Consider the following 17,020-nt stretch of genomic DNA (forward strand, 5'->3'; position numbering starts at 1 on the left):
ATTATCGGCAGCAGGACCGCACTCCCGAAAATTTATTATGAAGGGCCAAACTGTCGCACGCTGACAATTGTAAGCATTTCAGCAAGTGTTGACCGATGACGTTACGACATCGGGTCAGCAGTACGTTCAAGCGAGTTGAGTCAATGTTCAGGATAGACTTACATTTGTTCATCATGGAAATGGTGACTGCTGACCGATTGTGTTGTTTATCGAGTTGACTACTGCAGCAACGTGACGTCCAGTGAAGCACTTGAGATGGTCTACAATAGTGCCGATTTGCGCCAATGTAAGATTTCGGTAAGCGGCTAGGTGGATGCTGTGTCGCGATGATAGGTGGTTGTTGGTGTTTTTCCGACAACCACCTATCATCGGGGACGAATCTAAGACTCGCGCTGGTTTTGGCGAGGCTTAGATTCGAGGGCTGAGACCGCCCTTTGGCTCAGGCCGGCCCCACAGCAGAAACCTAGCCGCTTACCGGAATCGTAAGTCCACGCAAATCACCGCACTTCACAAACTAAACAGAAGCATGCTTACGCTGGACACAAACGACAACAAAAAACAGCATCGATAACCACACAAGTGCAGTTCATCGATGCTGTTTTTAGATAACGTTACTCCAGATATATGGCTCGCAACTGTGCAATTTCAGCATCCGTGACGCCGATGACATCGCGCAGGTAAGCGTGGATGCCACCGTAGACGTAGTTGATCAGGGTCATCGATTGGTCGAAGTAGTCGACCGAAACCGATGAGAGATCGCGGATGGAGCTGATAAAGCACGGGTTTTGGTAAGCCTTCTTTGCCTCAGCAACCCGTTTTTCGATCCGTGGTACCGAGTACTGGTTCGTCAACAGATAGTCGTTACGAACATCCTCGAGGCTAACGCCCAAGGCAAACAGTACCAGAATGGCGCCCATGCCGGTGCGATCCTTGCCGGCAGAACAGTGGAAGAGAATGGACTCATCTTCACCATGTGCCAGTAAATAGTCGAAAAAGCGGCGGTAAGCGCGTTGCGGTTGCTCATTGATCACCAGTCGCCGATAGACGTAAAGCATCCGCCAATAGCCGCTTTTACGGCTACTTGAGTAGTAGCGCTGCAGGCGTTTGGCCGTCCCAGTACTTTCCGTTTCATCGTCATCGAAGACCGGCATATGAATGAATTTGATACCCGCTGGTACCTGATCCGGATATGCCGTGACTTCGGCGCTTGACCGAAAATCAATGTCCGTTGTGATCCCGTAATCTTGTAATAACCGTTCGTCATCAGTGGTCAATTCCGACAGGTAGCCCGTTCGCACGAGTTTATGCCACTTAACGGTTTTCCCGTCGGCAGCCCGATAGCCACCCATATCGCGGTAGTTGACACCACCGGTTACTGGAATGACGCGCTGGTCGTTACTCGTCATCATCGATCACCTCCCCACTAAATTGCCGTGTAGGGAATCGAGACGCCCTGGTTCTCCCCCGGCTGAATCCCACTGTTTTTAACGTGGGCTGGCCAGTCAGGTGTCGTTAAGAACTTCATCCCGACTGCCATCAGGTCCCCAGTGGCGCGTTCAAAGCCAAACTGGGTACCTAAGTGACCGGCCACCATAATCGGCACCTGATCACCCACCGCTAATTTAGCGGCGTCCGCCACGCGCTGGTCCTTTAATTCAGGACAGGTCGTTGGCGTTTGGTCGTACTGTTTCATGGATAAACTGATGTAGTCAATCCCAAGAGCCGCTAACGTCTTCATCAAGACCAAGTTATCGCCGAAGGTCAACCCGTTAGGCTCGATCTCTTCTGGTGATAACCGGTAGCCAATGATGAACGGCCGCGACACGTTATTGGCCACTTTCATGATGCGGCTCACCACCGTTGCAGCAAACCGGATCCGGTTTGCTAAGGAACCGCCGAACTCATCCGTCCGTTGGTTCGATGCCGGTGACATAAACTGCTGAAGCAGGAACGTGTTGGCACCGTGAAGTTCCACGCCGTCAAAGCCCGCGTCAATTGCCCGCTGGGTAGCTTGTTCAAATTCCTGGATCACCGTTTCAATTTGTGCTGAAGTCATCTCGGTCGGTGTTTCCACCCGGCCATGTTGGGCCTCAACGGGACTCGGTGCTAACACCGGCTGCCCCTTGGTGACGAGATGGTTGGTCATTCGACCAGCGTGCACCAACTGTAAGATGGCGGCGCTGCCCCCTTGACGAATCACCGTTGCTAATTGTTTCAACCCTTTGACTTTCCCATCGTCCGCCGCACTGATCGATCCATAGGCGGTATTGCCTGAATCGGAGATGTACGCCGAACCAACGACGTCGATGCCGACGTATTTGGCTCTTCGGGCGTGAAAAATCAAATCATTTTGGCTCACCGCGCCGTTAAACAATGACGATTGCATGTTCAACGGTGCCATGACGAGTCGATTCTGTAACCTGACATCCTTAGTCAGTTGATATGGGCTGAATAGTTGATCAATTTTCATGCTCACCACTCCATATCTACGTTCGCGTAATTTCCGGAATATCAAATCCAAGCAGGGTGTGAAGCTTATCAATAACCTGCCGTAATGCTGACTCAACTTCAGAAACCTCACCAACTAGGACGACAGAGCCACTGAACCGGTCAATGAAGCCAAGTTGCACGTTGCTGGCTTTAGTGGCCACGTCACCAGCGATGATCGACGCTTCACTTGGGGTGATCGTCAAGATGCCCAAGGCATTTCGATGAATCTGGATTCCCAATTTTTCGTAGATATCTTCCGTTGGATTGGCGACAATGTGCGCCAACGTGACCTGTTTACCAGGAACGTATTCTTGAATTGTCCGTTCAATATCTCTTGCCATGATTGAAGGCCTCCGTTACAACAAATTTAGGCACCCACAATTTTTAAGGTGTCACGCGCAATGATCAACTCTTCATCGGTTGGGATGACGAGTACCTTAACGCGACTGTTTGGCGTTGAGATTTCAAAATCATTGGCTAAGTTCTTATCTTCATCAATTTCAACACCTAAGTAGCCCAGGTTAGCACAAACCCGTGAGCGAACTGGTGCGGAATGTTCACCAACGCCGGCAGTGAAGACCAAGGTCTCCAAACCTTCCAAGTCGGTGGTGTATGCGCCGATAAACTGTTGGATCTGGTGAATGTAGATCGACATTGCTAACTTCGCGCGGTCGTTGCCAGCTTTTTCAGCTTCCAACACGTCACGCACGTCGTTAGAAACCCCAGAGATCCCCTTCAAACCAGAATCGTGGTTCAACATGCTCCGAACATCTTCAGGGCTCATGTTGTGTTCTTCTTCGATGAATGGCAGGATCTCAGGATCAATGTCACCTGAACGCGTCCCCATCACAAGTCCGGCCAGTGGCGTGAAGCCCATTGACGTGTTAACGGACTTGCCGTTCTTCACGGCACAGATGCTGGCCCCGTTGCCTAAGTGACACGAGATCAACTTGTTCGTTGCCTTTTCACCCAAATGCCGCTTAGCTTCGCCGTAAACGTACTGGTGTGATTGGCCGTGGAAGCCGTAACGCCGGATACCATCTTCTTCGTAGAACTTGTAAGGTAAGGCGTAAGTGTAAGCCTTAGCTGGCATCGTGCTATGGAAGGAGGTGTCAAATACGGCGACGTCCTTCGCTTCTGGTAACAGTTTTTCGAACGCTTCGATCCCCAACAGGTTCACTGGGTTGTGCAATGGAGAAAGCACGGAAAGTTCGTCGATCTTCTTGGCAACGGCGTCATCGACTTCAACGGATTGCGTGTAGTAACGACCACCGTGAGAAACCCGGTGTCCAACACCAATAATTTCACTCTTATCCTGAATGGTGCCACTCCCAAGGAGCGCATCGATCACCAACTGGACCCCAGCGGTATGATCTTCGATGGGTTGAGTAGTTTCGTGCTTATCGGGTTGACCCGCGATCTTGTATGAAAAGACCCCGTCTTGATGACCGATCCGATCAACTAATCCACTAACTAAAACTTCTTCCTCAGGCATGTTGTATAACTTGAACTTTAATGAGGAACTACCGGCATTGATGGCCAGGATTTTCTTCGACATATTGTGCTTCCTCTCTGACTTTTAAAATTAATTTGATGGCGCTTTCATACTTTCTATTTTAACACGGGTAATTGGCGAGCACACCATGATTTCGGGCTTTCTATGAAATTGGTCGGGTATATTGCTGGCAACTAGTCGGCTTTTTTAGTCACCTAATCTTCTGGCTGGCTGACCGTTACTAACGACACCCCTCAATTCACCCGAAAAAGCAAACAGCGAGTCATACGTCAACCACTGGCGTACGGCTCGCTGAGTACTCGGGAAGACTGACGCCTACCCTGCAACCGCTTTTAATTCAAGCAGTTACGATAATCATCGCGCACACTGGCGTGACTATTTGATAACTTCGTGGTAAACAGCAGCCAAGTCTTCATCAGATGGCGTTACTGGGTTACCTGGGAAGGTACCGTCGGCCTTAGCACCTTCGACAACTAAGTCGGTGTTTTCTAAGGCAACCTTAGGATCGATACCAAAGGCCTTTAAGGTCTGTGGGCAATCCATTTCGATCATCATGTGGTGGATCTCGGCAACCAAGCGCTTAACGGCGATCTTGTCGTTCATGCCGAAGGATACCAAGCCAGTCTTCTTGAAGGCATTTGCATACTTGTGCATGGCTTCTTCATCGTGAGTGGCGTTGTACATGATAACGTGTGGCAACATGATGGCACAAGCCAAACCGTGTGGCATGTGGTAGTTAGCACCCAATTGGTGAGCGATGGAGTGAGCAAAGCCCAAACCAGCGTTCGCAAAGGCCATCCCGGCTGCACATGAAGCTTCGTGAACCACTTTACGGGCAGCTTCGTCCGTTGGGTTCTTGTAAGCCGTAACCAACGTCTTGATGATGATGCAGGCAGCCTTTTCAGCTAAGGCGTCTGTGATCGTGTTGGCATCCTTAGAAACTAAAGCTTCTAGGGAGTGGGTCAACACATCAAGGCCAGAGAAGCAGGTCACACTCTTAGGTGCGGACATGACCAACTGTGGATCAAGTAAGGCAACATCAGGAATGATGTGGTCTTCCATGATTGGGGCCTTCTTATGGTGTTCCGTATCAGTGACCACACTGTGTTGGGTCACTTCGGAACCAGTCCCACTGGTCGTTGGAATGGCAACAAACAAGTCAATTTCGTACTTCTGTAATTTTTCACCAAAGAAACGAATTGCCTTGGCAGTATCAATGGCAGAACCGCCACCAATACCTAACACAACGTCCGGCTTAACTGAGTTGAACACTTCAGTACCGGCCATGATGTTTTCCAAAGGCGGATCAGGTTTTACATCTGAGAAGATGGTCACTTGGTTCTTACCTTCGATGTTTTTCTTGATACGGTCTAAGGTTGGGGTGCCGGGCAAAAAGGCGTCACAAACCATCAGGATGTTACGGCCTGATAAGCGTTGTAACCACTCTAAGCTATCGCTGCCAGAGTAGACCTTAGTAGGAATTTTGAATTCTTCCATGAGCTAGACCTCCCATGAACGTAATGAGAACCCTTGTGGGCAGTTGAACCGGCGACGACGCGTAAAGGTCTTCGCGGTAGTTGTCCCTTCACCAGTAGGCGTTGCAATTGTTAATGCAGCGGCACCACTGTAGTAGCCGTTGTCACCGACACCGGTTGCAGCAAAGGTAGGTCCATTGGCAACAAAGATCGAGGTGTTCATACGGTGAGCAGCCTTGTTGATGTGTTGAATGTTGTTTGAGTGAATTGATGCAGTATGGTGGTTGCCGCCTTCAACTTCAAGGCCAGTTGCCAATACGGCGTCAAAATCAGGTTCGCAAACTAATGGCAAGATTGGCATTAACATTTCTGTCTTAACCAATGGGTTGTCTTTGTCAACGTCCATGGTGATCACAGTTGGGTGACCGGTGTATGAGATGCCAGCTTCTTCAAGAATGAAGGTTGCGTCTTTCCCAACGTACTTCCGGTCAGGGGCACCGTTAGCGCCGATGGTCATTTCAGCCAAGTGATCAATATCCTTTTGGTCCTTAACAAGGAAGGCACCATTTTGTTGGATCTTGGTCAACAATTCATCCTTAACGGGTGCTTCAACAATGATTTCCTTTTCTGAAGTACATAGGATTTCGTTGTCAAATTGAGCTGAAGTGATGATGTTGTGGGCTGCTAAATCGATATCAGCAGTTGCATCAACCATTGCAGGTGGGTTACCAGCACCGGCACCGACAGCCTTCTTACCACTGATCAAGGCTTGGTGTACAACGGCTGGGCCACCAGTAACGGCCAACATTGCGATGTCTGGGTGTTGCATCATTTGTTGAACGGATTCGATTGATGGGGTATCCAATGAAACCAAGACGTTACGTAAGCCAGTTGCGTCGTAAACGAATTCGTTTAACTTTTCAACGGCCCAACGGGTAATGTTCTTGGCACCTGGGTGAGCACCGAAGAAGATGGTGTTCCCACCAGCAATCATCATGATACTGTTGTTAATAACAGTTTCACATGGGTTCGTACTTGGACCAACGGCCCCGATAACCCCAAATGGTGTGTATTCGTACATGACCATGCCGCCGTCACCAGTTTCAACGTCTGGTTGAAGCAGTTCAGTCCCTGGGGTGTTGTATAATGCATTCTTTAATTTAGCAATCTTAGCTTCAACGGTCCCCATGCCAGTTTCGTCACGGGTTTCCTTTGCCATGTATTCGATATATGGGCCAAAGCCGTCCTTAATTGCTTGGATAGCCTTGTTACGGAAGTCCATTGGCTTGTCTGCAAGGATTTCTTGAGCTTGCTTAGCAGCAGCGATGGCTTCGTTAACATCGGTAAAGATCCCGTTACCAAGACCTTCAGGTTGAACTTCGCTGGTTGTCGCTGCACTCGAAGACGCGTTACCGCTTAATTCTTCTTGCAGAATTTTTCTAATTGCTGCTTCAATACTTTGATCTGCCATACTCAGTTACTCTCCTTTAAAAATTCATTAACAACGGCTTCACAGATTGCTTGATCTTCTTCAATCAACCCACCGCTGACGCCGACAGCGCCAACAATTTCACCGTTGAGGACTAGTGGAATGCCACCTGGGAAGGAAACGAGTTTCCCATCCAACATGGTTTCCATTTGGTACAAAGGCCCGCCAGGTTGAATATCTTTACTGATATCCTTTGTCGGTTCTTTCATGGCAATTGCTGACCAAGCCTTCTTTGGTGCGAGGTACGTGCCTACCAAGTTACCGTTTGGCATGTGGTATGACATTTGAACCGTGGTTGTGATATCTTCAATGGCGATCGTCACACCCACTTTAAGTTCATCAGCCTTGGCAACGCCCGCATCGATCGCGCGTTCCATCTTGTGCTTGTCAAACAGGTTGTCGCTTGTAGCAGAAGCTGCTGCAGCGCCGCCGTTATCGGCTAACACTTGGCTAATGATTTCACTTAATTGTTCTTTATTCATAATTAGGATTCCTCCATTGCCTTTTTATACCGGTCGACTACCATGTCGACAACTTTTTCGTTCATCGCAACTTGGTCTTCTGACCGGGCCATGATGTAGAAGAAGTCGGAAAGTCGGTTCACGTAACGTTCCAGTTCGGGACGTACGTCATTACTCTCCATGAACGAAACGAATTGACGTTCCGCCCGACGGCAAACCGTCCGGCAAACATGCAATTGTGCACCTGCACAACTTGAACCAGGTAGGATAAAGCTGGTTACTTTTGGTAGTTCTGCGGTGTATTTGTCGATAATGGACTCCAAGTAGTGGGTGTCTTCATCGGTGATGATCGTACTTTGTTTGCGGAATTTTTCCGGTTCCTCAGTTGCAATCTCACCTTGAAGGAAGAACATCCGGTATTCGACCCGCTGAAGGATCTTACGATTGTCAGCGCTTAAACAGAATTTGTCTGCTAGGCTCACGTTCGCGTTCAGTTCGTCAAACGTTCCGTAGGTCTCCACACGTAGTGAATTCTTCGGAACTCGTTTGCCGTCGAATAAACTTGTTGTACCTTTATCGCCACCCTTAGTATAAATGGCCATTAGCTACCCCTTCTTTATCACTTATCAAATCGGTCGATGATGCCGACGATCGAACAGTCGTTGACGTCATTCGACACGGCCTCAGCAGAAGCCCGCCGAGCACCCGCACCACGAACGAGTAACACGTACTCGCCAATGCCGGCACCCACTGTGTCTGCAGCGACTTCTTCGTGACGGACGGTTTGCCCATCAGAGTTGACCGGTTGGACGATCATGAGTTTACGACCCACTAACGAAGAATCTTTTTGCGTGGAGACGACGCTCCCAACTACTTTTGCCATATACAATCTTCATCAGTCCTAATCTTTATTGTCAGCTGTTTATATTGGCTAACTTCCTTAGCTTCCGTTGTCAATTTTTGGGTCGGTGTGACCACCACAATTGACTGATCCGGTATAGCTGCTAAATCTTGTCTGCTAACAGACTTCTGGTAAAACGAAAACACGGGATGTTCTTTATCAACAACAAATGTCACTGGCCAATCTAACAGCATCTTCTTAGGAATAAACTTGATCATATACTGGCTAATGTGGAACGTAAAGTTCTCTTGAAAGCTAATCCCTTGCAAGATCCAGCGTGTCCACGGGTCATTAACGTTGACCCGGTACAGCTCAAGTAACAGTTCAATGGTCACATCGTTGATCGCGATGTTGCCATATTCCGTGTACACTTGTTCATCAGGCGGTAAGCCCTGATTGTGATAATCAACTTCGTAAGATTGGTGTTCGCGCTGCTTGATCTTAGCCAGTACTTGCTCAATAATATGATCCAATTTGGCCACCAACCTTCATTTACTGACGATTACTTTTTTTCGGGAACGATGATCCGACCGAATGTTGGGGCACCCATTCCAACGTTAGCAGCACTTGCTTCGTCAGTGTCAATGTGCATTTCTTCCACAAAGTCTTCACGAGGACGTGCAACCACGTCGTTGTAGATGGTGCAACGGTCTGGCGTCTTGATTTCAACTGAAACCAAGTCACCCAACTTAACACCCAACTTAGCAGCATCATCATTACTCATGTGAATGTGACGCTTTGCTACGATAACCCCTTGCACGGTAACTTCACCATCCGGCGTAACTAGCTTAACGCTAGGCGCACCATCCAAGTGACCGGACAAACGAATTGGTGCATCAACCCCAATTGCGATGGCTTCGGAGCGTGAAATTTCAACTTGTGAGTGTGACCGGCATGGGCCAAGAACCCGCACGTGAGAAATTTTACCGTTAGGCCCAACAACATCAGCCACGCTAGTTGAAGCAAATTCTTTAGGTTGCTTCAATGGCTTGAATGGTGTCATCTTTTGGCCTGGGAACAACGTCTTAAAGTCGTCTTCAGTTAAATGAATATGATGGTTAGAAACACTCACTTGAACGCGGTGCGGATCAGATGCCTGACCGGTTTGTTCTTGAATGACTTTCTTAATGATCTGTCTGAGTTTCTCTTCTGTTAATTCCATAAATTAACAACCATCCTTTGTTGAATTATAAATTATTTCTTTTCTGGTAAAATAGCTTCGACTTCAGCGTGTGGACGAGGAATAACGAATGAAGTTAAGACTTCGCCAATGTTTTCAGCAGCTTGTACGCCGGCGTCAACAGATGCTTTAACGGCACCAACATCACCACGAACCATAACAGTTACAAGACCTGAACCGATCTTTTCTTGGCCAACCATTTCAACGTTAGCGGCTTTAACCATTGCATCGGCTGCTTCGATAGATGCGACGAGACCCTTGGTTTCAATCATTCCTAATGCGTTGTTCATAATAAAATTCCTCCTATTTCTTCTTGCCTTCTAATTCAGCGTAGTGAATACACTTTTTACGTGGTTCGCCTAACTTGCGTGGGCAATCGGGATCACCACAGAGGTTACAAGTTGCTTTTTTCTTTTTGGCAACTGGTTTAGCAGTTGTTTTTGCGTCTTGTTTTGGTGCTGCTTGCTCAGTAGTTCCTTTGTCATCTCCGTTAACAGACAAAGGCGCTGCATTAGCGCCTTTGTTGTCGTCGACAGACCCTGTCGGCGCTGCATCCGTTGATGAGGCTAATGGTCCTTCAGGTTCGGTAGGATCGTCATCATCGGGTCCTTGTGGTCCTTGTGGGTCATCTGGCCCTTGAGGATCATCTGGTCCGTCATTATTCGATTGCGCGCCCTTAATGGCATCGTTTTTCCCTAAGGTATCGATACCTGGTGCGGGTCTGGCAATGACGGTTGAGCAATACACATGATCGCCCAATTCGCCCTTGCCGGCGTCGATCGCCGCATTAACTGCAGCAACGTCGCCCACAACTGAGACGGTGATCCAGCCGCCACCCTTGGTATTTTCAACATACCGGAGACTGACATTAGCAGTTTTAAGCATTCGATCAGCAGCAACAATTGCGCCAGGAAGTCCTTCGACTTCAAGGTAGCCAATTGATTCTGATTGCATAAAACCCTCACCTGTCCTTACTTCTTGAATGGTACTCCCTTAACCAGTCGAGCCGCGTTGGCGCCAACTTTACGAATTGCGTCATAGCCGGTTTCAGCGACTTTAAACAGTGGACTGTCGGGCTTCAGGTTCTTGTAATGAACAATCACCTGATCATCATCAAAGCCGATTCCGACGGACAACCGGGAAATTACGGAAGCGTCATACGCCCGTTCAACCGCGGTTGGTTTGTCGATGTCGGTGAATTGATACGGAATTTGTTCTTCCTCAATGCCGAGCAACATTGGTTTTAGTTTTTCAGGGAGTTGATCGTTGGAACCTGCTGGACAAGCAATAATGATTGTCGGCCGGTCTTTATCAATTGCCATAACTATCCCCTCTTTTCACTCGCATATGAAAGAATTAATCCGGTTGCCACGGCGTTACGAGGACCTTCGACGGCGCGAATGTTCCCACGACCGGCAACTAAGTTGTAGTGCGACAGTTCATCGGTAACGAGTTGTGGAATTTCAAAGTCAAGTGCTGAGCCACCGACGATAACCACGAATGGGATATCGCGGATGTTACCAGTTGGGCTCACGTGGTGCAGTGAACGAATCGCGTTGGTAACGAAGACCCGCTTCTTAGCGGTCTGGCGAACGATCTTAACTTTTTCAATACTCAAGTTACCTGGTAGTGGTTCGTAACCATCTGGCTTAACTGCGACAACTCTCGCAAATAATTCAGCTGGTAGTGGATCCTCGAAGAATTGAACTGCGCCATCTTCGTGACGAAGCTGGAACAGGTTATCCACCTTAGCCAACGGATACTTTTTAATATCTTCGGCTAAGTAAGGATCTTCCAAACCAAGCTCAGAGTTGATGATCATGGTTACCATGTCACCGGCCCCAGCCAAGTGAATTGCGACTTTTTCATCTTTTTGGTTGATGATCGACGCATCGGTAGAACCAGCCCCCAAGTCCAAGATGGCAATTGGTTTCGTGGTCCCAGGCGTTGTCAACGCTCCCAAAATAGCGGATTCAGCTTCGGCGCCCCCGATTTCAACGGGAACGTGGAATTCACCCTGAATCAAGTCCGCAATTTGTTGCATTTGTAAGTGATCGGATTTAACCATGGCGGCAATCCCGACCGCTTCTTCCATTGAAAATTCACCGGCTAAGCCACCACGAACCGTAACGGGTACGGAGGTGTTAACGGCCAATAAATCTTGAATGGCGATTTCACTGTTTTGTTTACCGGTTAATTCGGCCATCGTCTGACGAACTTTTTCGAGCATGCCACCAACGTTGGTACCGGACTCACCGGCAATGTCAGCGATGTTGTCAAACTCATTGATCTTCTTCATGATGGCGTCTGCACCAGCGGCGACGTTCACTTCGCCTCTACCGCCAGGTTGGCCGCTAATCAAGATCTTCCCAGCTGGGATGACCCGTGCTTTAACGTCCCCCTTTGGCGTCTTGATGACAACCGCAGAACGGTTACCGATCAAGGCCCGTGAAACTGGCACAATGTTTTTCGTTTCTTCAGATGAAAGGTCAAACAATGTAGCAATCCCGTATGGGTTAGAGAGTTGTGCAATCACCTTACCAGGTGCAGCAACTTCAACAGCGGCTAACATGCCCAGTGGCACCTTATCAATCTGGCCAACTTCATCAACGATTGGAATCTTTTTATCCAACCGGTTGTTGATCAGCACCCCGTCATCACTTTGCAGGATGGCGGCGGTGACGTTGTAGCCAGATGCATGATAAGCATTGATCAGCTTGGCCGCGTCCTCAAAGTCAACTTCCTTAGGGATGATGACGATGTATGGACGAGACTTATCGCTCTCTTGAAGTAACTTGACTAATTCAACCGTGTAACCAGAACCAGTGCCGATGCCCCCAGGGGTCCCAGGGTTATGGCCGATCATGGTTGATTCGGTAATCACCGTTTCAGTGATAGTTTCCATCGCAACGTCGCCGATAACCGGTGTCGCTTCGTTGATCCGAATCAAATCCACGTCTGAGATGGCCATATGCGACTTTTCCAAAACTTGGTTAATGGAATTTCTAACACCAATCAAGTTTTGCTTTGTTCCTTTGATGCCTGTTGTTTCGGCAATTCCAGAATTGATAAACGTTACTTCACCATTGTCGGTGACATCAGCTAAAGCAACTTCAGTTGAGGAATTCCCAATATCAACACCAATTACACGTGTCATACTAAAAGCCCCTAACTAAAAATTAGTTGTCACCCTTTAACTTCTTGTTCTTTTCGTAGTTGGTAGCAGCTTCTTCGAACCAGCCAGCACAGATAGGTGCGTTGTACTTGTTCTTCAATTCAGCAGCCGTATCCAACAAGCCTTGCTTAGTTGAACGGAATGGCCGTAATTCTTCGTATAATTCAAGAACCCGATCATCAGGAATACCGGTTAATTCGGCAGCCCGTTCGAAGTTCCGTTGGATAGCTGGACGGCCGGCGTTCGCTGCGATTTGACCTTGCAAACGTAACGTATCTGGCGTGATCCGCATATCCTTAGGTGTGATATTGCCGTTAACAACGTTGCTCATGGTAATTTCGTCAACGTTCTTGCCGGTTGGAGTCTTAATTAATTCTGGGTGCTTTTGGTAAAGTGGGTAGTCAGCGCCACCTAATTCCTTACCAGAAGCGGCAGGTGCAGCCGTAGTAGCACTTGAAGTGTTACCGCTTTGAAGCTGACCCACGATTTTAGCTACTAAGTCGTCTACTTCACTCATGTCTCAAATCCTCCTCAATTAAAAGGTTACTGAAATTTCTTCAGCTGGTTTCCCAAGAACTACTTGTTTCGTTTCCTTAATGTGCATCAAAGCAGAAAGTGCTTGGTATGCAACACGAGCCATTTGGTCGTTGACCGTTGGCACTGGGTTAGGAGACATGCCCTTAGCGTATTGCGCAGCGTTCTTACCAACAGCACGGTAAGTTTCAAGCGTAATAACTGGTGCTTGTGGGAACAGTTCCAAGTTGTTCAAAGGTGCTTGGTCCTTTTGGTGAATGATTGCAGTACCTTTTGATTGAACGGCAACTGAAATTCCAGAACCAGATAATTTGTCGGCTTCTGCGGCACAGAAGGAAACGTCTGAAGTCCGGTAAACTTTAACAACCCGAGCTTTAAGACCTTCTTCTTCGATCCCGGCAATGATTTGACGCAAGACATCCTTGTGTTGGATCTTAGTCATGGTTTGGGTTAAAACTTCTGCAAATGCAGGGGCAACCGCGATCACAACTTCGTCCTTTGATAAGCCTGGCTTAGCAACGCCTTCGTGTTTGAACCAGTCCAATGAGTTTGGTGTGTCGGCACCAGCCTTAGGAGCAGCTTCACCTCCAAAATTAATTGGGGTATCTTGGCTACTTACCTCACTTAACACACCTTTGATGATATTTCTGAGTAATGTTTCATCGATTTCTGTCACTGTGCTTACCTCCTTTCGACCTTACTGGTTAGAATTCCAATTTTTGAGGATCCAAAGCCCAAGGAACATTTTCCAAACGGTTCCACTTGTCTTCGTCTTCCCATACACGGTAACCAGTACCTGGGCCTTCGTAATCGTTAGCATCGTTGATGGCTGATACACACTTCCAACCAGCTTCAAAGACAGCAGAAGTTTGCAGGTAGTCACCTGTAACCTTTTGTTGTGCTAACTTAAGCACAGATTCGGCAACGTCTTTGTATTCAGTGTTGTTCAATGCTTTGACGATGTCGATGACAGTGATGTCGCGGTCGAACAAGCCTTGAGCAGCCTTCATATCTTGAACAAGGTCACGTTTTGGCATGTCAACTGATCCACTACCGTAAGTAGCAGCTTCGACTTCTTCATCGGTGATCTTTGGTAAGTCTAAGCCTTCAAATACGGCTTGGACAACCTTAGCGGCTTTGTTACGGATCTTGATCGATTGTTCTTCTTCAAGAGGCATGATACCACCGTTAACGGCCATATCACGTTCAAGAGTAATGTAATCATCGTAATCAAGAACGTCCATGTTAGAACCAGCGAAGGTGTTATCGATGTTTTCTTCGGCAGCGTAACCAGAAGAAATGTAGTCGGTCCCGGCGATGAATTGACCAATCATCCGGCCAGTACGACGAATGTCCGAGTGAGAGAAGGCTTGGTCGTTACCAGAAGCACATTCTAGATCAAGTGCCATACATAGTAAGTTTTCACCAAGGACTTCTTTGATCCCGCCAACAACGGCACCAGGCATCCCGATACAACTAACACCACCGTTTTGAAGACCCTGAACACCAGAAGCCTTAGTAATGTAGATACAACGAGCTTCAAGGTAAAGCATTGACTTGCCTTCCGTGTAACCCATCATAACTTCTGAACCGGCACCTGAAGTGAACCGCATCTTCAACCCACGTGAAGCGTAGCAAGAAGCTAAGAAACCTTTTGACCAAGGCGTATCATCACCATCGGTGAAGACCCGGTCAGTCCCGTAAACGGAAATGGTTTCGGCGTAAGCAGTAAACCCACGCATCCCCATTGAAAGTTCCAATGCTTCTTCGACAGAACATTGTGAGATAACGCCAGGACGACCAGTTTGAGCGCCGACCATAACGGCAATGGCGTTCATTGGTGCGAAACGCGCGATAGCTGGCGTGGTTTCTTGTTCAGGAACACCACGTTGGGCAGCTTCGGCAGCATCGGCAGCCAAGAGAACTGGGTTGTCCAAAGTGTTGGTGATGTGCACTTGCGTCATAGGAGTCCGACGTGGACGCATCTTTTGAGCAGCCATGATTTCTTCAGCGAAGTTCAACTTGCTGATAACTTCAGCAGCTTTGGCTGGGGTCATCGCAGTCGTTAATTCGATGATTTCAGAACGTGAGACGTTAGGGTCACACATCATGTTAGCAATCTTCAACGAATCGGTGTTGATCACTTGTTCAGCCTTGTCGAGGTTAACCCCGTACTTAGCAATGTATTGATCGATTAAATCGAATTCATCGGCAGTCTTGCCGTCCATTTCAGTAACGACACCATTTTCAATCTTGATACTTGGTGTTGGATCGTTAACACCGTTTTCTGCGACTAAACCTTCGGCGTCCCAATTCTTAACAAAACCATCCAAGTGAACTGGGCGTTGCTCTAATTTTTCAAATCTTTTTTGACGTTTCAATGTGTTTCCTCCTTCCTGCTACTACTTGATGTATGATGGGAAATCGTTTGTAGGTGTTTCGCCCATTGAGGCTAACAACTTCAAGCCGACTTCACGACCAGCGATAACAGCTTGACGTACGGCGCCAGAATCACCACTAATGTGAACCATACCTTCGTTTGAAAAACTCGTGCCATGGGCAGGAGAAGCAAACGCAAGAACGTCAACACCAGCAGTCTTAAGAGCTGTATCCGCCATAACTACACCAATACCAGCAGGTGCACCACAGATTAATCCGTAAGCCTTACCTTCTGGTGCGCCGAATGCCATGTGACATGCACCGGCAGCACGGGCAGTAAATTGAAGTTCCAAGTGACCAGCATCGGAACCGTAAACATCGCCAAATGTCTTGCTCAAGTTATCAAGTGCAACGTTGATAGCTGAACGGACATCTGAAGGATCGTAACCACCGATCAAGATAAGGGAACCGTGACCAGCGCCACCCTTAGTATCACGAGGTAATTCGATGTCAATAACTTCGGTGTTCGTTGCCTTAACGGCTTCGTCGACCGCCATGATATGCGGACCGGCACCGGTACGAGAACTTAGAACACCAATAACTGAGTAACGTTTTGAAATGTGTAATTGATCCAACAACATTGGGTCAACACTAGGAATGCACATCCCGATCGTGTCACCGATTTCTCGGGTGCCAACGAATTCAGGGACGACACTAGTAGAGTTTAAAAAATCATTCATTTTAAATCCTCCCGATGATTTAGACTGATTTTTGTCATCTAGCGAGATACCCTTTTTGAGGAGCTCACGCATCACTTGCTCAACTAACGCGTCATTTTTATTGCTCATAATCTCACCCTCAAAATCAACTAGCTAGCAATCTGCTAGTAATTGATTATTCCGCTGATAACTTATCAGGATTTGGGAGAATCTTTTCAACGTCAGTATGTGGACGTGGGATAACGTAGTTAGATAAAACTTCGCCGATGTTTTCAGCAGCTTGTACCCCTGCGTCAACGGCAGCCTTAACGGCACCAACGTCACCACGTACCATAACTGTAACCAATCCGTGACCAATCTTTTCTTGACCTACCAAGTTAACGTTGGCAGCCTTGACCATAGCATCCGCAGCTTCGATTGAAGCAACGAGACCCTTTGTTTCGATTAATCCTAAAGCCTCTTGATCCATAAGAGCTTCCTCCTAAAATTTGGAACTATCCCAATTTCGTAAAATTATCAAGTAATCTTGATTCTTCGTTGATGCCGGGATATCTCCAATTGGTTTTGAAAACACTTTCAGTATAAGCGATAATCCTTGTGATATTTTAATCAAGTGGATTTTTCGAAACACAAATATGGAAAACGCTTACAATAAAAAATAGCAATTGTACAAAATAATACTAGTTTTTGAAACTTTCCTT

At 47.6% G+C, this 17,020-nt stretch carries 20 protein-coding genes; all 20 read right to left on the reverse strand.

Features of this window, described 5'->3' with window-relative positions; translation table 11 throughout:
• Positions 1–611 precede the first annotated feature (611 nt).
• Positions 612–1,409, reverse strand: coding sequence for a tyrosine-protein phosphatase (locus ACYVR3_RS03930; protein WP_300563049.1), 798 nt, complete (start codon positions 1,407–1,409; stop codon positions 612–614).
• 14 nt (positions 1,410–1,423) lie between these two features.
• Positions 1,424–2,470 (reverse strand): oxidoreductase, encoded by a 1,047-nt coding sequence (locus ACYVR3_RS03935; protein WP_300563051.1) that lies wholly within the window; start codon positions 2,468–2,470, stop codon positions 1,424–1,426.
• Between the two features lie 16 nt (positions 2,471–2,486).
• Positions 2,487–2,831 (reverse strand): BMC domain-containing protein, encoded by a 345-nt coding sequence (locus ACYVR3_RS03940; protein ID WP_054734630.1) that lies wholly within the window; start codon positions 2,829–2,831, stop codon positions 2,487–2,489.
• Between the two features lie 26 nt (positions 2,832–2,857).
• Positions 2,858–4,048 carry an acetate/propionate family kinase gene (locus tag ACYVR3_RS03945; RefSeq protein ID WP_054734627.1) on the reverse strand — a complete coding sequence of 397 codons (1,191 nt, stop codon included), beginning with the start codon at positions 4,046–4,048 and terminating at the stop codon, positions 2,858–2,860.
• A 333-nt stretch (positions 4,049–4,381) separates the two neighbouring features.
• Entirely contained in the window at positions 4,382–5,503 is a 1,122-nt protein-coding gene (locus ACYVR3_RS03950; protein ID WP_300563058.1) for a 1-propanol dehydrogenase PduQ, read from the reverse strand.
• Between the two features lie 3 nt (positions 5,504–5,506).
• Entirely contained in the window at positions 5,507–6,952 is a 1,446-nt protein-coding gene (locus ACYVR3_RS03955) for an aldehyde dehydrogenase family protein (RefSeq protein WP_057152444.1), read from the reverse strand.
• 2 nt (positions 6,953–6,954) lie between these two features.
• Positions 6,955–7,452 (reverse strand): GlcG/HbpS family heme-binding protein, encoded by a 498-nt coding sequence (locus ACYVR3_RS03960; protein ID WP_054734622.1) that lies wholly within the window; start codon positions 7,450–7,452, stop codon positions 6,955–6,957.
• A 2-nt stretch (positions 7,453–7,454) separates the two neighbouring features.
• The gene (locus tag ACYVR3_RS03965; protein WP_054734620.1) at positions 7,455–8,033 is read right to left on the reverse strand and encodes a cob(I)yrinic acid a,c-diamide adenosyltransferase; all 579 of its coding nucleotides are present in this window, start codon (positions 8,031–8,033) and stop codon (positions 7,455–7,457) included.
• A 17-nt stretch (positions 8,034–8,050) separates the two neighbouring features.
• Positions 8,051–8,314 carry a EutN/CcmL family microcompartment protein gene (locus ACYVR3_RS03970; protein ID WP_173585539.1) on the reverse strand — a complete coding sequence of 88 codons (264 nt, stop codon included), beginning with the start codon at positions 8,312–8,314 and terminating at the stop codon, positions 8,051–8,053.
• Positions 8,302–8,805 carry a PduM family microcompartment protein gene (gene pduM, locus ACYVR3_RS03975; protein ID WP_054734615.1) on the reverse strand — a complete coding sequence of 168 codons (504 nt, stop codon included), beginning with the start codon at positions 8,803–8,805 and terminating at the stop codon, positions 8,302–8,304. Before pduM ends, ACYVR3_RS03970 begins: the two co-directional genes overlap by 13 nt.
• A gap of 29 nt (positions 8,806–8,834) precedes the next feature.
• On the reverse strand, positions 8,835–9,494 hold the full coding sequence (pduL, locus tag ACYVR3_RS03980) for a phosphate propanoyltransferase (protein ID WP_057152445.1): 660 nt from the start codon (positions 9,492–9,494) through the stop codon (positions 8,835–8,837).
• Between the two features lie 32 nt (positions 9,495–9,526).
• Complete coding sequence (locus ACYVR3_RS03985) at positions 9,527–9,805, reverse strand: BMC domain-containing protein (protein ID WP_275453041.1); 279 nt, start codon at positions 9,803–9,805, stop codon at positions 9,527–9,529.
• Between the two features lie 10 nt (positions 9,806–9,815).
• Positions 9,816–10,466 (reverse strand): BMC domain-containing protein, encoded by a 651-nt coding sequence (locus ACYVR3_RS03990; RefSeq protein ID WP_300563072.1) that lies wholly within the window; start codon positions 10,464–10,466, stop codon positions 9,816–9,818.
• 17 nt (positions 10,467–10,483) lie between these two features.
• Positions 10,484–10,834: a glycerol dehydratase reactivase beta/small subunit family protein gene (locus ACYVR3_RS03995; protein WP_054734606.1), complete on the reverse strand. Its 351-nt coding sequence runs from the start codon at positions 10,832–10,834 to the stop codon at positions 10,484–10,486.
• Positions 10,835–10,836: 2 nt separating this feature from the next.
• A complete protein-coding gene (locus ACYVR3_RS04000) occupies positions 10,837–12,669 on the reverse strand; it encodes a diol dehydratase reactivase subunit alpha (protein ID WP_057152446.1) in 1,833 nt (610 codons plus the stop codon).
• Positions 12,670–12,691: 22 nt separating this feature from the next.
• Entirely contained in the window at positions 12,692–13,204 is a 513-nt protein-coding gene (locus tag ACYVR3_RS04005; RefSeq protein ID WP_461243217.1) for a diol dehydratase small subunit, read from the reverse strand.
• Positions 13,205–13,222: 18 nt separating this feature from the next.
• Positions 13,223–13,897, reverse strand: a complete 675-nt coding sequence (locus ACYVR3_RS04010; RefSeq protein ID WP_054734599.1) for a propanediol/glycerol family dehydratase medium subunit — start codon at positions 13,895–13,897, stop codon at positions 13,223–13,225.
• Positions 13,898–13,925: 28 nt separating this feature from the next.
• Positions 13,926–15,602, reverse strand: a complete 1,677-nt coding sequence (locus ACYVR3_RS04015) for a propanediol/glycerol family dehydratase large subunit (protein WP_461243218.1) — start codon at positions 15,600–15,602, stop codon at positions 13,926–13,928.
• A 21-nt stretch (positions 15,603–15,623) separates the two neighbouring features.
• On the reverse strand, positions 15,624–16,448 hold the full coding sequence (gene pduB, locus ACYVR3_RS04020) for a propanediol utilization microcompartment protein PduB (protein WP_300563081.1): 825 nt from the start codon (positions 16,446–16,448) through the stop codon (positions 15,624–15,626).
• A 46-nt stretch (positions 16,449–16,494) separates the two neighbouring features.
• Positions 16,495–16,788 (reverse strand): BMC domain-containing protein, encoded by a 294-nt coding sequence (locus ACYVR3_RS04025; RefSeq protein WP_054734591.1) that lies wholly within the window; start codon positions 16,786–16,788, stop codon positions 16,495–16,497.
• Positions 16,789–17,020: the final 232 nt, after the last annotated feature.

The sequence above is a fragment of the Secundilactobacillus muriivasis genome (assembly GCF_054785195.1).